General features: G+C 41.6%; 14 protein-coding genes and 2 pseudogenes. All 16 read right to left on the bottom strand.

All coding sequences use genetic code 11. The annotated features are described in order from the left end of the window. Nucleotides 1-148: 148 nt before the first annotated feature. Nucleotides 149-514, bottom strand: a pseudogene (locus QFZ31_RS23015) (alpha-L-arabinofuranosidase C-terminal domain-containing protein); the annotation flags it as partial. Then, nucleotides 508-987: pseudogene (locus QFZ31_RS23010) on the bottom strand (sugar-binding domain-containing protein); the annotation flags it as partial. The pseudogenes QFZ31_RS23010 and QFZ31_RS23015, both read right to left, overlap by 7 nt. An 11-nt stretch (nt 988-998) precedes the next feature. Continuing rightward, nucleotides 999-1787, bottom strand: coding sequence for a 5-deoxy-glucuronate isomerase (locus QFZ31_RS23005; RefSeq protein ID WP_307307360.1), 789 nt, complete (start codon nt 1785-1787; stop codon nt 999-1001). Beyond that, entirely contained in the window at nt 1780-2637 is an 858-nt protein-coding gene (locus QFZ31_RS23000; protein WP_307307357.1) for a class II fructose-bisphosphate aldolase, read from the bottom strand. The genes QFZ31_RS23005 and QFZ31_RS23000 overlap by 8 nt, the downstream gene beginning before the upstream one ends. Nucleotides 2638-2649: 12 nt before the next feature. Further along, entirely contained in the window at nt 2650-3540 is an 891-nt protein-coding gene (gene iolE / locus QFZ31_RS22995) for a myo-inosose-2 dehydratase (RefSeq protein ID WP_307307354.1), read from the bottom strand. A gap of 18 nt (nt 3541-3558) precedes the next feature. Beyond that, the gene (gene iolD, locus QFZ31_RS22990) at nt 3559-5478 is read right to left on the bottom strand and encodes a 3D-(3,5/4)-trihydroxycyclohexane-1,2-dione acylhydrolase (decyclizing) (protein WP_307307352.1); all 1920 of its coding nucleotides are present in this window, start codon (nt 5476-5478) and stop codon (nt 3559-3561) included. A 354-nt stretch (nt 5479-5832) separates the two neighbouring features. Continuing rightward, nucleotides 5833-7293, bottom strand: a complete 1461-nt coding sequence (locus QFZ31_RS22985; protein ID WP_307307349.1) for a CoA-acylating methylmalonate-semialdehyde dehydrogenase — start codon at nt 7291-7293, stop codon at nt 5833-5835. Between the two features lie 30 nt (nt 7294-7323). Next, entirely contained in the window at nt 7324-8325 is a 1002-nt protein-coding gene (iolC, locus tag QFZ31_RS22980; protein ID WP_307307346.1) for a 5-dehydro-2-deoxygluconokinase, read from the bottom strand. 79 nt (nt 8326-8404) lie between these two features. Further along, entirely contained in the window at nt 8405-9430 is a 1026-nt protein-coding gene (gene iolG, locus QFZ31_RS22975) for an inositol 2-dehydrogenase (protein WP_307307343.1), read from the bottom strand. 188 nt (nt 9431-9618) lie between these two features. Continuing rightward, nucleotides 9619-10623 carry a LacI family DNA-binding transcriptional regulator gene (locus QFZ31_RS22970; protein ID WP_307307341.1) on the bottom strand — a complete coding sequence of 335 codons (1005 nt, stop codon included), beginning with the start codon at nt 10621-10623 and terminating at the stop codon, nt 9619-9621. A 78-nt stretch (nt 10624-10701) separates the two neighbouring features. Next, nucleotides 10702-11820, bottom strand: coding sequence for a glycoside hydrolase family 105 protein (locus QFZ31_RS22965; RefSeq protein WP_307307338.1), 1119 nt, complete (start codon nt 11818-11820; stop codon nt 10702-10704). Between the two features lie 17 nt (nt 11821-11837). Beyond that, nucleotides 11838-12665, bottom strand: coding sequence for a carbohydrate ABC transporter permease (locus QFZ31_RS22960; protein ID WP_307307335.1), 828 nt, complete (start codon nt 12663-12665; stop codon nt 11838-11840). After that, nucleotides 12662-13537 (bottom strand): carbohydrate ABC transporter permease, encoded by an 876-nt coding sequence (locus QFZ31_RS22955; RefSeq protein ID WP_307307332.1) that lies wholly within the window; start codon nt 13535-13537, stop codon nt 12662-12664. Before QFZ31_RS22955 ends, QFZ31_RS22960 begins: the two co-directional genes overlap by 4 nt. A gap of 19 nt (nt 13538-13556) precedes the next feature. Next, entirely contained in the window at nt 13557-16034 is a 2478-nt protein-coding gene (locus tag QFZ31_RS22950; protein ID WP_307307329.1) for a hypothetical protein, read from the bottom strand. A 255-nt stretch (nt 16035-16289) separates the two neighbouring features. Next, nucleotides 16290-17561: an ABC transporter substrate-binding protein gene (locus QFZ31_RS22945; protein WP_307307327.1), complete on the bottom strand. Its 1272-nt coding sequence runs from the start codon at nt 17559-17561 to the stop codon at nt 16290-16292. A gap of 308 nt (nt 17562-17869) precedes the next feature. Then, nucleotides 17870-20206, bottom strand: coding sequence for an AraC family transcriptional regulator (locus tag QFZ31_RS22940; protein WP_307307324.1), 2337 nt, complete (start codon nt 20204-20206; stop codon nt 17870-17872). Nucleotides 20207-20372 lie beyond the last annotated feature (166 nt).

Below are 20372 nucleotides of genomic sequence, written 5' to 3'. Positions count from 1 at the left end.
CCCTTTAAATCAACCTATACTCCTTGAAAGGGTCAAAAAGGAAGTCGGAACAAAGGCAATGAGGAGTTTAGAATTTGGTTCACCTTCTTTTACATAAATTTATGGATGCAAAGAACCCACCTAGTAAGGTGGGTCTTAACGGGCAAAATTACCTACGTTTTGCAAAGCGGATTACGTTCCAAGATAACTTAGGAAGTACGGTTGAGACCCCGCCATTTTCGATCTTGGCATTACCATTGGAATGTGGTGCAACTGGTGTTCCTTTCGCTGAGTTTGTAAGCTTGAGGTCATCATTTTCAAGAACGATATGTTCAAGGACTTCATAGCCTTCAAAGTTGCGGATATCCACCTCTAATTCCAAACCTTCTTGCAAATGGCGATTTACAGCAAAGATGGTCAGCTGTTCGTTTTCCTCATTATAAACCGCAGTAGGCTCTAAGTACGGAACATCCGTGAAATCTTTGCTATCATATTTGGGACTTGAAATGATAGGATTCAATGCTATACCTCTGCCAGCCAGCTGGCATCACACCAGCGGTACACCTCAACTGCCAGCTGATTTTCACCGTCAATCAGGTAAGGGGTTACATCAAATTCTGGAGGAGTAAAGGTATCTTCACTGTACCCAACCATTTCCCCATTCACCCATACATAAAAGGCGGACTCGACTCCTTCAAAGTGAAAATAAACAGGCTGCCCTTCCCATCCCTTTGGTATGGTAAAAGAGGTTCGATACTGCCCAACAGGATTATATTTTGTCGGTGCAAATGGCGGCTTAATATCTTCCTTCCAATCCCCATTCAAACAACAATAATAGCTGGAGGCGTTCCGATTCCCTTGTAACGCTTCTTCTAGCGTCTCATACGGCATAAGGGTTGCATGAGCATTTCGACGATTCAATTGAAAGATTTCCGGATTATTATTCCATTCGGGATAACCGTTTTTGGGTGGAGCATACTGATATTTTTTTAATGTTTTTATCGTCATCATCCTCCTGATTACTTTTCTGGCCAGATTTTTGCATCAGGCTCTAACAGCCACTTATGTTCTTCTTCCATGATCCGATCGGTCCATGGATTATTTTCAATGTGACGAATCATCCAGCAGAAGTACATCGCATAACCAGGTGCCGTTGCTTGCGGATGATCCAGCTCTCCAGGAATCGTAATATAGCTATTATGTTCAACACGGTAAGCTTCCGGTCCTACCATTGCACATCCAAAACCTTGTGGCTTATTAAAACGATAATAATAAACTTCAGGCTGATCATGGTGATGCGGCGGGAAGCTAGACCAGCGACCAGGGTAGGAAATAACCTCTCCAATAACAAGATTGGAATATGGAGCTGTGCTGTAATCAAAAATGGTCCGAATCACCCGTTCCGCCGTTCCATTCCATACACCATCACCCGCGACGTTGCTTTGGCAATCCTCAGGTGTATACAGTTTTGCATCAAAAACGGTATCATTATCTGTTTTTTGCACAAGCACTTCACTGGTGGAAAGCGCCGTAATCCTTACTTCTACTTCCTTTGGAATGTGCAAGCACCAGGGATCTTCTTCAAAAACGCTATCGCGCTTGATTTCTTGAGACTTCCCATTCCACTCTAGAATAACCTCGCCTTCAAGCGGCAGGATAGCTGACTCTTTTCTTCCTTCTAAAAGAGTTACACTTTCTCCCTTTGCTAACGAATAAATACCGATATCTTGTAGCATATCTGGATGCTTATTTTCCATATCTGTTATTTTTGTATATCCAGGTTTTAATTCACCTAATTTTTCATACATTGAGTGTTTCCTCCTTTACACGCCCGACACTTTGGAACATTTCCATATGTCGTTTCACATTTTCTGCTGCAGCGGCAATAACGCTTTCATGGTAGGAAAAATAATCCTTAAATGGTGCCTCGGTGTTAACCATGTTTACAACATTATTAAACGTGGCAGTCGCGACATTTATTTTTCTAATTCCAAGAGAGATACATTGACGAAAATTAGTTTCAGAGATTCCGGAACCACCGTGAAGAACCAGAGGAATCTCTATTTCACTATTAATCTCTTGTAAACGGTCAAAGCGCAGCTGGGGTTCTCCCTTATAGACTCCATGGGCATTCCCAATGGCAATAGCGAGTGCATCAATCTCCGTATCAGCAGCAAACTGCACTGCCTGTTCCGTCGAGGTAATCAGCATTTCCAAGTCCACCGAGCCATCTTCACTGCCGCCGACCTGACCGATTTCGGCTTCCACCGTAGCTCCATATTCACGTGCAATCGCAGCCATCTTCTTCGTTTCAGTAATATTTTTTTCAAGGGGATGATGGGAGCCATCATACATAATGGAGGAAAAACCGATTTCCAACGCCTCGCGAATCTTTTCTTCTGTTAAGCCATGATCAAAGTGAACCGCAACCGGAACACTAGCATTCGTTGCAGCGGCCACCATCGCTGGTCCGATAATAGAGAGTGGCGAGTGCTTCAAGCGTACTTCCGCTATTTGCAAAATAAGCGGGGAGCGGAGTTCTTCCGCCGCACGTACCGCTCCCATAATCATTTCCAGGTTTGCCACACTAAACGCACCAACACCGTAACCATTCGCCTTGGCATGAGTGAGAATTTCTTTCATTTTTACTAATGTCATATTCGTTCTCCTTTATAGCCCGCTTTGCTCACGGATATAGTCACGTGCTTTTAAGGCATATTCTAAAGGATTGGCCTTAGCTGGGTCTTGTTCGGCTTCAACCACAAACCATCCTTTATATCCCGCCTTTTCCAACTCTTCAAAAACAGGCTTAAAGTCAATCACTCCATCACCAGGGACTGTAAATACTCCCTCTTTTACTGCCTGTAGGAAGCTCAACTTCCCTTCACGGACCTTATTGGCTACATCGATACGAACATCCTTCAAGTGGACATGATGGATTCGATCCATATGTTTTTGCAGGACGTGCAAATGTTCTTCTCCAGAGAAAACAAGATGGCCGGTATCATATAGGAGCGAAACCCTTGCTGGGTCCGTTTCTGTCATCAACCGGTCAATCTCCTCAGATGTTTGGATGCCCGTACCCATATGATGGTGGTAGACGATTTTCATCCCTTTTTCAGCTGCAAGATCACCAAGAAGATGTAGACCTTCTACCAATAGCTTCCATTCTTCCTCCGCGAACACCGGCTTTTTCTCAAACAAAGGAGTATCCATTTGACCTTGAATACTATTGCCTTGTTCTGAAACGACGATTACCTTAGCACCCATTTCATGTAAAAAATCTCGGTGCCGTGTAAAGGCTTGGGTAGTTTCCTCAAATGGCTTTGACGTTAAAAACGCACTGAACCAAGCGCTCGCAATTTCCAGCCCTCGCAATCCTAATGCTTTTTTTAATACGACTGTATCGCGTGGATATTTATTTCCTACCTCACTGCCGGAGAAACCTGCAAGCGCCATTTCACTGACACATTGCTCAAAAGTAATTTCTCCGCCGAGCTCCGGCATATCATCATTAGTCCAACCGATTGGCGCAATCGCCAGCTTCACATCTTGAAACATTTTCCCTGCCTCCTCCTTTTAGTAAGCACGTGCTTTTACAAGATTTGATACTTTATTTTGATAAGCAGACTGAATGCTTTCCTTTTTTGAAACTTCTGCCACACCGACATTCCACCAGGACTCATACCCGTGTGTCATCGTTTTCGGAAGTACTTTAATATCAATTAAGGTGCTGACTGCTTGCCTTTTCGAATCGATTAGTGCTGCTTCTAATTCTTCCATCGTTGTAACAGAGTAGGTTTTGACGCCATACCCTTCTGCAACCTTTGCATAATCGATGTTCATGATAGGGCCATCTAGCTTACCTGTTTCAGGATTACGTTTACGGAATTCAGTAGCGAAGCTGCCCATGCCGTTTTCCATTTGCAAATTATTAATACAGCCGAAACCGGAATTATCAAAAAGTACCACATTAATTTTCTTGCCTTCTTGCACGCTTGTTACAAGCTCCGAATGAAGCATTAAGTAACTTCCATCCCCTGACATCGCGTATACTTCTTTTTCAGGCTCTGCTAGCTTTGCCCCGAATGCCCCGGCAATCTCATACCCCATACAGGAATAGCCATATTCCATGTGATAGGTATTACGAGCCTTCGAAACCCACATCCGCTGAAGGTCGCCTGGCAAGCTTCCAGAAGCCCCGACAATGATGGAATGGTCATCAATAAGCTCATTCACCTTGCCAATAACACTCGTCTGCGTCAACGCTGAACCGAAAACTTCTTTATATTCAGGAAGCTTTTCATCCAAATGTCCGGCAACCTCTGGTGTAAAGTCTTCTCCATACGTAATGCTTGTGAGTCGAGTTAACTCCTCATCCCAGGCCTCCTTCGCTTGTGCAATTTCGTTTTGATAAGCAGTTCGATAAGCACCAAGCTCATCCTTAATCGCTTCAAGTCCAGCCTTGGCATCTGCTACCACCTTCACAGCGTCAAGCTTCGATGCGTGGAATTCAGAAATATTGATAGTGAGAACGTCAGCATGGGCAAACAATTGCTTGGAAGCGGTTGTAAAATCAGTAAATCGAGTTCCGACCGCGATAATTAAGTCTGCATCCTTTGCGATTGTATTCGCTGCCGAATTTCCGGTAACGCCAAGTCCCCCTAGATTAAGAGGCAGATAGCTTTCGACCCCGCTCTTTCCTGCCTGGGTTTCACCAAATGGGATGTTAAATCTTTTCGCAAATTGAAGGAAGGTTTCGGCTGCTTCTGAATAACGCACACCACCGCCCAAAATCATGAATGGCTTCTTTTTAGATTGAATAAGTTGGACCGCATCACGAACACTTTCCTTTGATGGCTGGCGGCGCTCAATCCGGTGGACGCGTTTCGCAAAGAAGGATTCTGGATAGTCCCATGCTTCTCCTTGTACATCCTGTGGGAGAGCAATCGTAACTGCACCTGTATCAGCAGGATTCGTCAACACACGCATGGCGTTAAGAAGCGCAGACATTAATTGTTCTGGACGACTCACTCGATCCCAATATTTACTCACAGCGCGGAACGCATCATTCGTAGAAATAGATAAATCATGTGTCTGTTCAATTTGTTGGAGAACAGGGTCTGGCTGACGGGTGACGAACACATCTCCAGGGAGTAGAAGCACTGGGATATTATTTGCTGTAGCCGTTGCTGCAGATGTAATCATATTCGCTGAGCCCGGACCAACCGAAGCGGTACACGCCATAATTTGTTTCCGATGTTTTTGTTTTGCGAACGCCATCGCCGCATTCGCCATCCCTTGTTCATTGCGACCTTGATAGACTTCAAGTTCACCAGGATCTTCTTCCAAAGCCTGCCCCAGTCCAAGGACATTCCCATGACCAAAAATGGTAAAGACCCCTTTCACAAACCGTTGTTGCTTGCCATCAAATTCTACATATTGTGCATTCAAAAACTTCACAAGAGCCTGTGAAACTGTCAAACGAATCGTACTCATAGACGCAAAACTCCTCTCATTTTGATTTTTCATGATCTATCGTACTTTTTTAAAAAAAGCTTTGTTAAATTTCATTGTTGATTATTAGTACCACTGTATAAAAGGGCGATGAAAGACAAATCAGGAGAATCCCCAATGAGATTAGTCCCTCATAAGCGTGATGAAAGACTAATCAGGAGAGTTCCCAGTGAGATTAGTCCTTCATAAGCATGATGAAAGACTAATCAGGAGATCACTCATTGAGGTTAGTCCTTCATAAGGATTTTCGTGAGAAAGGTCAACATCTGTCTTTAACAGAGCCTTAAAAAAAGAAAAAGGGAATAGAGCACGGATTGGCTCCATCCCCCATCAATGTTAGACATAACGAGCAGTTAGCATTTTCTTTCTAGTATAGAATTCCACTCCATCCGTACCATTCGCATGAAGATCACCGTAGAAGGAATCTTTATATCCTGAGAATGGGAAGAATGCCATCGGCGCCGGTACCCCGATATTAACGCCAAGCATACCCGCATCAATCGTTTCACGGAACTGACGAACAGCGGATGCACTGTCAGTAAATAGACAAGCTCCATTTGCAAAAGAAGATGCATTAGCGAGTTCAATACCTTCTGCTAAGTCCTTCACTCGTACAATGGATAATACAGGTGCGAAAATTTCATCCTGCCAAATTTTCATTTCTTGTGTAACGTTATCAAAAATAGTTGGTCCAACGTAATAACCATCACCGTTGACCGCTTCGTCTTTGCGTCCGTCACGAAGCAGCGTTGCTCCCTGCTCAACTCCAGATTCGATGTAACCAAGGGTCCGTTGCTTCGCATTCTCACGAATAACTGGTCCTAAGAATACTCCTTCATCTAGGCCATTTCCGATGACAATTTCATCAGCAGCTTTTTTCAATCTTTCAATCAGTTCATCCGCAATGGAATCTTCCACCGCAACAACGGCAGCTGCCATACAACGTTCACCTGCTGATCCGAATGCTGCACCTGTAATTTGAGATACCGCGTTATCAAGATTGGCATCCTTTAAAACGATGGAATGATTTTTTGCACCAGCAAGAGCTTGAACACGCTTTAAGTTAGCTGTACCTGTTTTGTAGACATACTCGGCAACGGGTTGTGAACCTACGAAGCTGATAGCCTTCACTAACTTGTGCTCTAACAAGCCGTTTACAACATCATGTGCACCGTTAACAATATTCAAGACGCCTTTTGGAAGTCCCGCTTCCTCAAATAATTCGGCAAGTCTCGCTGCTAAAAGCGGTGTCCGCTCAGATGGCTTCAATACGAAAGTATTTCCACAAGCAATCGCCAACGGGAACATCCAGCACGGCACCATCATTGGAAAGTTAAAAGGTGTAATTCCACCGACGACTCCGATAGGGTAACGGTACATACCTGATTCTAGTCCGGTTGCAATATCAGGAAGCTGTTTTCCCATCATTAACGTTGGCACACCTGCTGCAAATTCCACACACTCGATGCCGCGAAGAACTTCGCCATGCGCCTCGATAAAGCTTTTACCATTCTCAATCGTTACTAATCTAGCAAGCTCATCCCAGTGTTCCACAAGTAGCTGCTGGTATTTGAAAAGAATACGTCCGCGTTTTGGAACAGGTACCTGAGACCATGTTTTGAAAGCTTCGTTCGCAGCTTTCACCGCTTGGTCAACCTCTTCTTTGGTTGAAAGAGGAACAATCGCAAGCTCTTCACCTGTTGCTGGATTATAGACTACTTCTGTTTTTTCGGATGTTGATTCTACCCACTCGCCGCCAATATAGTTCTTTAACGTTCTTACAGTCGTAACAGTCATTTCATAAATCTCCCTTCCGTTTGTAAAAATTTACGCTAGTTCATAAACCGCTGTTTCCATATGGTGTATAAGTTCTTCCTTTGTTGGCATTGCGTCCGAGCAACTGTGACGTGAAATCACAAGTGATGCAGAAGCGCTGCCCATTTTCATGGCTTCAGATATGTCCTTTCCGTTCATAAGCCCATAAATAAACGCGGATGCATACGAATCCCCGGCACCAAATGTCTTCAATACGTTCGTTCGGAAAATACCGCTGCGGTGTGAGGCACCGTCTTTTGTATAAGCAATCGAGCCAGATCCTCCGTGCTTGATGACAACCAGTTCTGCACGATAAGAAAACCAGCGGGAAGCGGTATAATCATCACTTGACTCTTTTACATTCAATAACTTTTCCATCATGTCGAACTCTTCGCGTGTTCCGATGATGACATCGCACTTTTCAGCGGCAAGGTTATAATAAACGGCTGTCTCCGCTTCATCGACCCATGTATAGGGGCGATAATCTAGGTCAAAAATGATTCTTACATCATGTTTGACCGCATACTCTAGTGCCAGGAAAACCGCTTCACGAGAAGGACTTTGTGCTAAAGCTGTTCCTGAAACCAATAACGTTTTTGACTGTTTGATATAGTCTTCGTCTATCTCAGATGGATGAAGCTTCAAATCGGCCACATTGTCGCGGTACATTAAAATGCTGCAATCCTCAGGACTTTTGATTTCCGTAAAAGCAAGACCGGTAACTGCTCCTGTTTGGTCAATCTTTACAGAAGAAGTATCAATCCCATTCTTTTCTAAATAGTCCGTAATGAAACGGCCCATTTGGTCATCCGACACTTTCCCAATGAAACCGGTGTTCTGTCCAAGACGCGCAGAGCCAATCGCAATATTGGCAGGTGAACCGCCAACATATTTTGTAAAAGTCACTGTCTCCTCCATTGGTCGGTGAATTTCATTGGCATTCAAGTCAATGCACAGACGACCGATGGCGATCAGGTCGAATTGCCTGTTCTCCTTAAATTTGAGTGAATTCATATTTCTTCCATCCTTCCTTTAACACACTAGGAATCTCGTAATTCCGCTGAAACTCGGCATGATGCTCCTAAAAAACAGATTAATAGATGGCGGTTGATTTGCCTGTTGGCTGCAACGTTACCGGGGCACCTATTTCGAGTGATTGACGTGCGGCTTTGGCAATCCGCTCTGCCTGTAGTCCGTCCAGACCATTGCAGATGACATCTTTATTTTCCAAAATCGATGCGACAAATTCCTTTACTTCATCAATATAGGCTTGAGTATAGCGTTCTAAGAAGAAATACAACGGCTTTTCTTTTGATACATGCTGTGCAGTGGAAACTTCAACGGTATTGGCACGGTTGTTATCTGCTTGTGCTGCTCCTTTATCACCAAACACTTCAAGGCGCTGGTCATACCCATATGCAGCTTGACGACTATTATCGATGACGCCAAGTGCACCGTTAGCAAATTTTAGCGTAATAATGGCGGTATCAATATCTCCTGCTTCTCCAATCGCTGGGTCTACAAGAACCGCGCCATTTGCAAAAACTTCTACAACATCGCTGTCCATTACATAGCGTGCCATATCGAAGTCGTGAATCGCCATATCCATGAAAAGTCCGCCTGATGTTTTTATGTAATCAATTCCTGGTGGCTGTGGGTCACGAGATGTGATTCTTAGGATATGTGGCGTACCAATCTCTCCGGCTTGAACAAGCTCACGGATTTTCCGGAAGTTTGGATCAAAGCGGCGATTAAAGCCTACCTGCAGCTTAACCCCAGCTTTTTCAACCGCCTCAAGTGCCTCCTCTGTCTCTTCAACGGAAAAGCTAACCGGTTTTTCACAGAAAATATGTTTTCCACAAGCAGCGGCTTCTTTGATGAGATTGGCATGAGTTGTCGTCGGTGAACAGATGAATACCGCATTGATTTCTGGATCCTGTAGGATCTCTTCATAATTGGTCGTTAATACTTCAACTCCCTTTTCCTTCGCCCAACTTTCAAGATCGTCAATGACCACGTCAGATACACTTTTTACCTTTACTTGTGAAATACCTCTTAAATTATCCACGTGAATTTTTCCTATACGTCCCGCTCCGATAACACCAACAGTCAATGTCATTCTCATAATCCTCCCTTTTATATTGCAGCAGGGTTCGGTTAAGCGCTTAACCATCAAGTCAAAAACCCTTTCTCTACAACTATGTTTATGATTTTCTGCTTAAAATAGTACGAAATGTAGGGTTAAGCGCTTAACCCTACTGGTTAAATGAAAGCCGCCAAATCAGGATTCGGACAGCTTCCCTCATATTACTTATTCAAATTTCTTACAGAATCCCGCTCAATGAGTGCAGGAGCCAGCATGATTTTACTTGGCGGCATCCCTGGATTTTCGATCGACTCTAGCAATTGTTCAATCGTATAACTGGCAAGCTTTGCAATCGGTTGGGCAATGGTGGTTAACCCTGGATCTGATATCTCTGCATGAATGGTATTATCAAAACCAATAATGGAAATATCCTCGGGAACCGATACTCCCGCTTTTCGTGCCTCGTTAATAAACACAACCGCGATAAGGTCGGTAGAAGCGAACACCGCTGTCGGCCTTTGTTCGAGAGATAAAATTTGCTGAGCAGCTTTTTTCGCTTCTTCGATTTTAGATTTTGCTTCGATTACGAAAGCATTCTCTAGGTCTACACCTTCATCAACTAAAGCCTTTTTAAAGCCATCAACACGTAACCGACCACTGACCCGCCGCGGTTCTGTGATGACCGCAAATTGACGGTGTCCATTTTCATAAAGGTAACGACCTGCCAAATATCCTCCCCTGACGTCATCCGTTGTCACCACATGATAGTCTAGAGCTAGATGATCAATCGAAAACAGGACACAGGGTACATTTCGGGCGTTTAGACTTCTTAATTTTTTCAAATCCTTTGGTTCTGTTGCAATAATGATTCCGTCCACCTGTTTTTTGAGCAAAAGCTCGAGATAATCATGCTCGCGCTCGAGTTGGTAATCTGTGCTGCATAAAATGATCGAATACCCTGTTTCCCGAGCATTATTTTCTAGCGCCCGGGCTACCTCAGCAAAGAACGGGTTGGCAATATCGGGAACAAGTACACCGATGGTGAACGTCTTTTTCCCTGTTAAGGCGGTTGCAACGCTGCTGGGTTGATATTCAAGCTCCTTCATAATCTGAAGGATTTTATTTTTCGTTTTTTCACTGATTCGTCCAGTATTATTTAGAACTTTAGATACCGTAGCAATTGACACATTGGCCTCTTTTGCTACATCATAAATCGTCGGTTTCATGGCATTCTCCTTTTCGCGTCAAACCATCCCCTATTACACGAAGTATATTTTATTTATATTTATTATACTTTGTTTTGTTTAGTAACTAAACAAATCTTCATGAAGAAGAACTTCTGAAAGCAGCACGATGGCCAAAGCCTGACCATACGCGGTCGGTGCAATAATAATTTTCTTATAATCTTCCTTTTCCTTACCAATTGCTGTTCCTGCCGAGACATTTAACACGGTTCCATCCTCTGCAATGTTAGCCAATACCGCTTCCACAGCCTTACGGCAAACAGGTTTGTAGCTTGAGTCTAGTAAACCAAGGCGAATTCCTTTTAAAATACCAGCTGCAATCGCACTAGAGCCTGATACTTCCGTGTAACTATCAGGATCATCAAGCAAGGTATGCCATAAGCCATTTTCAGACTGCAATTCTACCAAACGATCAACCTGTCCTTTAAAGGTACCGACAATATTGTCATAAGACAAAGAAGATAAATGCCCTTTCAAGGTGCCAATCAATTCTGGTGCGGCTAAGGTATACCAGCTGTTTCCGCGGCACCAATGAGCTTCACTAAAATTATGCCCATTTTCGAAATCATACCCATGATAGAAGAGGGATTCTTCCTGCTTGAACAGATATTTTATATGAAGATTAATCTGATAAACTGCCTCATCCATCCAAGCTTGGTTTTTATATTTGACACCCATTTTACTTAAGAACAACACGACCATGAACAAGGTGTCGATCCAGATTTCTCCTTCATGAAGATTTAATTCATGTTTTGTGTCACCAGAAGTGACATGCTGAAGTCCGTTTTCCTTTGTTCTTGGTGCTTGATTAACTACCCAATCAACCCAGTCTAGAGCCAGCTCTTCCATTTCTTCATAGTCCATTAACGTTAACAACGGCGCAGTCGTATTGATATTTTTCAAAGGTAAACCGCGCTCTATTTGATCTGCGGCCCATTTTTTAATAAATTCGCTGTAATTGGGAAAGTATTTGTCTTCGGCTAGATTTTTCAAACCCAATAATCCGACCCCTTGCGGCCAATCCCACTCTTCCATTCCAAAATCCCTTGGAAAGTAGCCGATTTTTGCTCCGTCACCGACTTCCTTTAAGGATTCCTCATTCGAAGGTCGTTTTAAATGCAGCAGCTGGTTTGTAATCTTTAACACAGCTTCACGAACATCAGTAATCACTTTCGTCACTCTTACTTCGCCTCGCTTTAATCTTTTAATCCAGAGCTAGCTCCAGTATCCATAATGTATCGTTGGAAAACCGTAAAAATCAGAACCATTGGTAAAATCGAAATCACGGAAGCCGATAATAGCAGCACCCAGTCGATGTTATCTGCACCAACTATACTCCTAAGGGCAACCTGAACTGTATATTTGTTTGGATCACTGATAACCAGTAATGGCCATACATAGTCATTCCAGCGCCATTGGAAAGAAAAGATGGATAGTGTAATGACGATAGGTTTTGCAATGGGAAGCATGAGACCGAAGAAGATCCTGCCTTCATTTGCACCATCAATTCTCGCTGCTTCTAATAAATCATCTGGAACCGTTTGGAAAAACTGTCTAAACATAAAGATTCCTGTTGCTGTATTAATAGAAGGAATAATTAATCCCCATAAGCTATCATATAGACCGAGTTTCTGAATCACCGTAAAAGTAGGATTCATAATAACCTCGGTTGGCAGCATCGTGGTTGTTAGAATACAAAGAAAGAACACACCTAACCATTTGTAATTATATTTAGCCAAGGCATATCCACAGGATGCACTGGCCAGTACTGTTAAGACTGTAGTAGCAACCGTTACCATTAAGGTATTGATGACATATTTGGTAAATTCCATTGTGGCCCAAGCATATTCATAGTTTCCAAAAGTAATTTCATCAGGGAAAAACTTTAATGGATAACTAAACAATTCACTTCCCGGTTTAAAGGAGCTAAGTAACAGCCACAAGATCGGAAATAGATAAACAACACCTAAAATGGCGACAATGGCAGTAAGGAGTATGCTAGTCGTTCTATTTTTCGCGGTCATATTTTACTCCTTTCTTCAACCTTCATATTAATCAAGGCGAATATGAGTAGGATTACAAATAACACCATGGATACTGCACTTGCGTATCCAATATTTCGTTGGTCAAACCCTGTCTGGTAAATGTATTGGACTAAGAACGTATTATCCGTTCCAGGTCCACCATTTGTCAGGGATTGTACCATTGCGAATTCCTTCATGGAATGGATTACGGATAACAAGATGACCATAAACGTCGTCGGTTTTAAGGATGGAAGCGTAATATTCATGAATTTCTGCCATCCATTTGCTCCGTCTATGTCAGCTGCTTCATAGTAGGATTTCGGGATATTCATTAATGCAGACATCATGACGAGCATATTAAATGCTGTTCCTCCCCAAATAGTTGCAAATAATACAACCATAAGTGCCATATTCCCATCAGATGACCAACTAACCGGATCGACCCCAATTAATCCCAAAGCATAGTTGATAAATCCAAAGCTTTCTCCAAACATCCAGCGGAAGATAACCCCTGCTACAATCGGCGAAATAAGCCAAGGGAAGAAGAAGATGATCTTTGCCACCGACTTCCCTTTTGTATACTTATTGACTAATAGGACGGATATGAGCAGGGAAAATACGTACAACAACGGGACACTTAGAACGGTGTATAAGAAGGTCCGTCCCAAAGCCTTATAAAAACTTTGGTCTTGAAAAAGTTTGACATAGTTTTCTAGTCCAATAAAGTTGGCACTAATTCCAGTATAATCGGTAAAAGAATAGTAAACTCCTAATACCCCTGGCCAAGCAAAAAATAGACCGAATAAAACCATGTTCACGATGACAAACGCCAATGCCCATTTTTGGTTTTTATCTTTTCTTCTGGTTGTCAAATTTGTTCACCCTCATTCATTAGAGCTCAAGCAATTTACATTCCACTTCATAACCAGCGTCATATTTGACCTTTTCTTGATTCACATATAGTTCATCCTGAATCATAGCCAATGTGCCGATGCGGTTATTTTGATAGAACCAGTCATTGTCATTGATCTCAATAGTAGATTGCAATTGTTCGTTAATAAATTGGTTAAATGATTGATGCTCCATCTCCGAAGACATCGTAACGACTACTTTATGATTTTTCCCATGCGAACGAACTTCCCTGAAGGCTACAGCACCTTCTGTAATTCTTTCATAGCCCTCGCTGAAGTAAAGTCCGAGATACGTTTTATCTTTTCTTACGAATAACCAGTTGTTATTTTCAACGATTTCATCCAACTTCCAGAAAGGCAGGTAGGCATGAATGAATGGAATAAACGGATCTTGAATGCGGTATTCAAGCAGCATGTATTGTTTGTACTGTCTGATATTCGGGCTATATCCATTTCCAGCCCAGAAGCTAGGTCGATTTTCACCGCTAAACACCGATTCCCCTGGATGGTTCAACCAAACTTGTGTATTGTCTTGACCTAAAGATAGATTCATAGAATGCTGCTGGTGCCCGCGATTAAAGGCATTGAAATGAATCGCTGAACTCATGCAGTAATTTTTCGTTTTAAAATTATAGGTATAAACCTCTTTAATCCCTTGGATATACTGAGTTAAAATCGCTTTTGAATCATCTTCGACAAAATACTGCTCTAATTGAGGCGGAACATAGTCTGAAATACAGAACAAGGCGGTCGATCTCATCGCTGTGTTTAGATTTCCTTTTTTCCATGTGATGAACGCCAGGTTTGAAACCTCACCTAATTCCATTGCCTTTAAATCATGTTCATAGACTCTTCCATAGGTCGTAGCCATTGTTTTACCATGCAGATTGACGGCAATAATTTCAAAGGTTAAATCCAATGCCCTCTTAGCAAGCTCCTTGATGTTTTGATCTGGAGCTGCTTCATAAAGGCTGAAGAATCCGATTAGATCAATTGGCAGATACGTGGTTGAATTCCACTCAGAATAGCCGTATTTAAAGAAGATATCAAACCATTCCTCTAAACGTTCTTTTCCTTTTTCATATTGCTCTTTCCCTGTTCTATTGCTAACTGTAAACAACTGATCTTGATAAAGGTGACCTGCAAAATATTGAGAAACATGGAAGAGCAGAGCATGATTTTCACTAAAGTACCACATAACGTCGTTTCCAGGCTCATCAATCCAATAGCGGAAGTTAAGCGCTAACTCTTCCAGTTCTTGATGGAAATCCTGTGGGATCACATTACGATATTTAATGGTGTAGCCCAATAGCGGCGCAAGTCTGAAATCAGCACAATCGCCCTTTTTCTGAATTTCATTGAAACAGCTGCGAATATGTTCCTTGGCTTTTTCATCCACTTTGCCAGTTAGATGTGTCATTGCGATACCAACGTTTAAGTCAAGCGTCTTGCTTTCCGTGAAAAACGCTAATGCTTGTTTTTTCCGTTCGGATAATTCATCCGAGAAAGCCCTAGCAGAATAATCTTTAGCTAGAATGGAAGCGACCATCCTGCGGCTGACCTCCACTTCTTGATCGACCACGACGCCGATATCAAAATAGGTTAATCCATTCGTAGGCAGTGTGTCGACCGGCATCAATGACTGAAGATGGGCATTCGGGTCAATCGTAATCACATAATCATATTTCGATTCTGTTCCATCCTCTGACTGTTTGACTAAGACAGGATTTAACAACTTGTTGCGATTCACATTCATAAATAGTTGCTTGGTATCATCTATATGGTCTCTGTCGAGATAGATTTCAAGGTTACCAGAATGATAAAGATCTTTTGAAAAATAAAGCGAAGTTAAAAGCGCTTCTGCCTTCTTAATTTTTTCCGGTGACACATTCACTGGAATATAGCCTTCTAATTCCGTTTGTCCCGTGTACTTGAGTTCCATGAAATAATTGACATCTCGTTCTGCCAAGTCATCCATATAAAGGATGATTTCATTGCTTCCTTCTTGGAGTGTTAATTCGATTTGTTTGTAAGAAACTTGATTTCTTGTATATGGGGTCCAACTTAATTGCTTCTGATTATTTACCCAGATTTCTACACTGCCGCACGTGCTAAGTGTAAATGGGATGGTCTGATCTTGCTCGCTTACAAGGTATGTTTTAGCGTAGACACTTAGTAAATGTGGTGTTGGAATAAATGATGAGAACTCGAACCGAGTGTTCTCAAAGGGGAAATAGATATTAGTAAAGTCTGAATCTGTTAGTTGAATATCCTCTTTTAATCGTTTGTCTAGGAATTGCTGGCGCCCAGGATAAACAATTTGCACATATTCTTCTGTGATATTGACCGGATGTTCAAAAGTAGTCTTTTCCGATTGAAACGGATCAATGTTCAAATCGGTATGAATCCATCGGTTAACCGGCTGGTTTGGTTGAATTTTATATGTATAGCGATACATTTTCATTACCTCTCTTTTAAGAAATAGAGAATATTTTTTTGGCTGTGTAAATTTGGCTGTTGATTTGCGCTACAGGCGCTACGCTTTCCGCGGGCTCGCCCGTGAGCCTCCTCGGTCGTTCCGACCTGTGGGGTCTCACTCAGCTCGTTCATCCCGCAGGAGTCGAGCGCCTTCCGCTCCAATCAACAGGGTTCTAAAATCAACAGTCTCCTTTAACACAGCCATTTCTTTAAATATCCCCTATAAATTTATTCATTACTTTGAGTAAGCTTCTGTTAATGCTGCAGCTGAATTCTTAATGGCGTCGTCAATGGATTGTTCACCATTTAACGCTTTAACGATATTATCTTTAATTGCGCTGCCAGGTGTTTTTTCTGAGGTTAATTGTAATACATCACGTTCTGCCTTTAACTTAGCTGCGATAGGGTCAGAAGACGCCATTTCATTTTGGTAAATTTCGTATGCCTTTGTGCCAGCTTCACCTACACCATAATCTACCTCTGCGCCGTCAACGACAGGTAGGTATCCGCCTAAGCTTGCAGCCTCTTGATAGTTTTCTTTTGTATATAACCAGTCAATAAACTTCTGTGCTTCTTCTTCTACTCCAGAACCATCGAACTTAACAATATAGTTACCACCCAGGTTCGTTGCACGTACCTTTTCATATGGCATATAAACAGATGCCCATTCAAAGTTTTTGATGTTCTTTTCGAAATCTTTAATTTGCCATACACCAGAATAGTAAGCTGCTACTTGTCCGCTCTTGAACATGGAAGATGGATCTTCACCAGCTGACCATACAGCTTTTGGCATAATTTTGTTGTCATTTAACTTAAAGAAGTATTCAAGAGCCTTTTTCGTTTCAGGATTTGTTGTATACTTCCCGTTTTCTTCGTAGAATCCTTTACTTCCAAATTGATATAACATCGTTGATAAGCGGTGATCCGATTGGTCCATAACCAAACCATATTTTGCATCCGTTTTATCAAGAACGGTTTCCAATGCTGCTACAAATTCATCCCAAGTCCAAATATCATCTTCCGTTTGAGGGTACTTCACGCCAGCCTTATCGAATAAATCTTTATTGATAAATAACCCAACAGCTGTCAAGTCAATCGGGATAGCCTTTACCTTTCCATCTTCATCCTTGATAGCAAGATCTTCACGAACACCTTTATCTTTTAAAGTAGAACCTAAATCTCCTAAACTATCTTTCCAAATTGGGTTAAATCCAGATGTACGTGCTAATGCAGGAGGGTTACCAGCTTGAACCATATTTGTGATTCTTGTAGCCATATCGCTATATGGTACGTCTACTACTTCAATTTCAACGCCAGTTTCTTCTGTATACTTTTTAGCCATTGTTGCTAAGGCTCCACCTTCAACATTATCACCAGATACAAAGAACTGAAGCTTCACGTCTTTTTTGCTCCCATTCTTAGCTGTTTCTTCTGACTTTCCACAAGCAGTAACAACTACTAGCATAAGAGACAATAATAATAGCAAACCGATCTTAAACTTCTTCACAAGACTTTCCCCCTTAGGTTGTTAGGTTATTATGTAGGGTAAGCGCTTTACCTAAATGTAAAAAAATAATAGGTCGAAACCTATTCTATTTTACTTCTGAGGGAAAGCGCTTTCCTTAAATCAAATTATATTTTATGTTTTTGCAAATTTCAACAGTTTTCTTATAATTCTCTATTATTAATTTTTTTAAGTTTACTAACATAACAATCTCTATTAAATTTCCTATCTAGAACAACAATTTCCTTTTCAGAAAATTATTTCTAAAAAAACACAAACTTTGGTGCCTGCCACCACTTATCGTCGTAAAGTTACAAAGCGGCTCGGGATTTTCGGTATTGGCTCGGCGGGATGCCTACTTGTTTTTTGAAAATGCGATTAAAGTAGCCTGGGCGATAGCCAACGCTTTCTGAGATGTCGTTTATTTTCATGTCTGTGTTTAAGAGTAAATCTTTGGCTTTGTCGATTCTTAGTTGGGTGATGTAGTCAATAAAGTTGGTGCCGATGGCCTTTTTAAAGTATCTACTAAAGGTGTATGGGTTTGTTCCTACTTGGTCGGCATAGCTCTCTAATGATAAGTCCTTCATATAGTTCATATGAATATCTTTAATCACCTGATCTACGATTTGTTTAAGCTCTGAATCACTTCGTTCTTCTAACATTTCAATAAATGGAACAATGATTTTGGTTTTAAACCAACGTACAATCATTTTTGGCTCTTGAATTTGCGACAATTCTTCAAACATATTTCTACCTTTGAATAGTTCATAAGGGTGGATGCCTGAGTGAATAATTTCATGTTGAATGCTAGAAAACAGGAGCACAATCCCTGGTTGGATGTTGATTTCATTAATGCCCTTTTCGGATAATTTATGTAAAAACTCAAAGAGCAATCTCTCTGCTTCCTCTAATTGACCCATTCGAATAGCCTGAATAATTTCCTTTTCAATATCAAAGGGATAAAAAATTTGATGAACGGCATCCTCTTTCTTTAACGCTGCCAAATCAATGACTTGATTATGACTTTTGTAAGTACGATAGCCGGCACCCTGCTTCACTTCTTCAAAAATGTGGGGAATCTGCTTGATACTGTCGGTCGGCTTACTAATCGTAACCGTTACCTGCTTATTGAAGGTAGTATTAATCATTTCCGTAATTTGATCGATAAACTCAAATACATCCTGCCGAACATCTTCATGACTTGGGTAAGCGATTAACATCCCAACAGAAAGATCATGGAAGTCCATTAAGTTGTATTGCGCAAACCTTTCGCCCGCAGCCTCTTCCAACACATTTGTAACCGCCATGGCAATTAATCTCTCATCATTATGCTGGCTGCTCTCATCTAGTTCAACATTCCCAGTTACTCGAACATCCATCATCATAAAGAAGTGACCATCTACATTCCACCCGTAGTTTTGGAGACTTCCCCTCAACTGATTCTCCGAATGGTTGAATAAATATCCCTGAATTAATTGGCTTAAAAACCGTTTAAGCAATTGGGGAATCTGTGCCGATAATTGTTCCTGCAATATCCTGCTATCTTTTGCAAGAGCCTGTATTTGTTGTTCAATTATTGAAAATTCATCTTTTCCCTTTTGCCTTCTCCACTCCAGTACTTCATCCTCTTTATCAATTAAATGAAGCAGTTGGGCTACCGGACGATAGATTCTTTTCGAGGCAAACCAAGCCATAATGAACGCAATGAAAAGGCCAGTCGCGCTAATAGCGATAATTAACTTTGAAATAAAGATAATCGGTGCTGTAATAAATGACATCGGTGCCGCTGAAACATAGGTCCATTCAGAGTTAATCCGTTTCTGGGTACCATAGGAGACAGAATACCTCTCCCCCTCATACTCAAAGGTAAACGTTTCATTCCTTTTCTCCCGCTTGTCCAACTCTCTTTTTAAAACGCTTACAATTGAGAGCGAGTTGGTATGATTTTCCTCCACTAAAATTTCGTTGTTTTGATTAAGTAAAAATGCTGCACCTTCTGGATAAGGATTTAACGTGTTCACGATTTCGGTAAGCTTTGCTTGGTCTAATGTCACAATAAGGGTCCCATAAGCTGAATTCGTTCGGAATCCAAGGTTGTGAGTCAACATCATCGAGGAATGTCCCTTTTTATCGGAAGGTCCCTGTTCCACCCAATTAATACTGTTGGTTTTTGCTAAGATGTCTCGATAAAAATTCTTTACTGAATCATCTTTCACGGTCGTATAATTAGGCTGGAATAAGATGGGCGTTTCTTGATCAACGAACAGTTCAACCTGATCGATCAGTGGTTGACTGCCTTGTAGGACGCCAAGAAACTTTTTGATCTCACGTGTTGTGGTAAACTCCCTGACAAAGTCGACTTTATTTAACGTTTTGCGAAAATGCGGGGCAAATGCCCACTGAGCGATGGACATTTCAAGAACATCTAATTGGTCATTTATATTCTTGGCCCTTTCCTCAATTTGATTTTCATGTAAGTTGGTTAGTTCGTTTTCAACTTTCCCGGCACCAAATAGATAGATCCCAACCCCTGAGATAAGTCCTGGTGTAAACGTAATAAGTAAGATGAGAATAAAATTCTTACGAAAATAACGACTCCCCCAGCCAAACCCCAGACTTTTCCTAGATTTCATCAAAAACCTCAGCAACTATTTCCCCCCTTAGCTTGACTTTAATTCTGAAAAGTTAGCAAATTTAATTTATTATGTATTATAAGGGAGTAATCAAAAAAAATCATCAGATTTTTAGGTAGTCAGACTTCTCATCAGCATAACAGCCCCAAAAAACCCATATCACTCTCATGGTGATATGGGT

The sequence above is a fragment of the Neobacillus niacini genome (assembly GCF_030817595.1).
In the GTDB taxonomy this organism is placed as follows: domain Bacteria; phylum Bacillota; class Bacilli; order Bacillales; family Cytobacillaceae; genus Neobacillus; species Neobacillus niacini_G.
Note: the sequence above shows the minus strand (reverse complement) of the source record. Positions and strands in the feature narration are given on the sequence as shown.

What these genes read in the sequence shown, in the direction of transcription:
- QFZ31_RS23005 (WP_307307360.1), bottom strand. Translation starts at nt 1,787, where the DNA reads ATGTATGAAAAATTAGGTGAATTAAAACCTGGATATACAAAAATAACA.
- QFZ31_RS23000 (WP_307307357.1), bottom strand. Translation starts at nt 2,637, where the DNA reads ATGACATTAGTAAAAATGAAAGAAATTCTCACTCATGCCAAGGCGAAT.
- iolE (WP_307307354.1), bottom strand. Translation starts at nt 3,540, where the DNA reads ATGTTTCAAGATGTGAAGCTGGCGATTGCGCCAATCGGTTGGACTAAT.
- iolD (WP_307307352.1), bottom strand. Translation starts at nt 5,478, where the DNA reads ATGAGTACGATTCGTTTGACAGTTTCACAGGCTCTTGTGAAGTTTTTG.
- QFZ31_RS22985 (WP_307307349.1), bottom strand. Translation starts at nt 7,293, where the DNA reads ATGACTGTTACGACTGTAAGAACGTTAAAGAACTATATTGGCGGCGAG.
- iolC (WP_307307346.1), bottom strand. Translation starts at nt 8,325, where the DNA reads ATGAATTCACTCAAATTTAAGGAGAACAGGCAATTCGACCTGATCGCC.
- iolG (WP_307307343.1), bottom strand. Translation starts at nt 9,430, where the DNA reads ATGACATTGACTGTTGGTGTTATCGGAGCGGGACGTATAGGAAAAATT.
- QFZ31_RS22970 (WP_307307341.1), bottom strand. Translation starts at nt 10,623, where the DNA reads ATGAAACCGACGATTTATGATGTAGCAAAAGAGGCCAATGTGTCAATT.
- QFZ31_RS22960 (WP_307307335.1), bottom strand. Translation starts at nt 12,665, where the DNA reads ATGACCGCGAAAAATAGAACGACTAGCATACTCCTTACTGCCATTGTC.
- QFZ31_RS22950 (WP_307307329.1), bottom strand. Translation starts at nt 16,034, where the DNA reads ATGTATCGCTATACATATAAAATTCAACCAAACCAGCCGGTTAACCGA.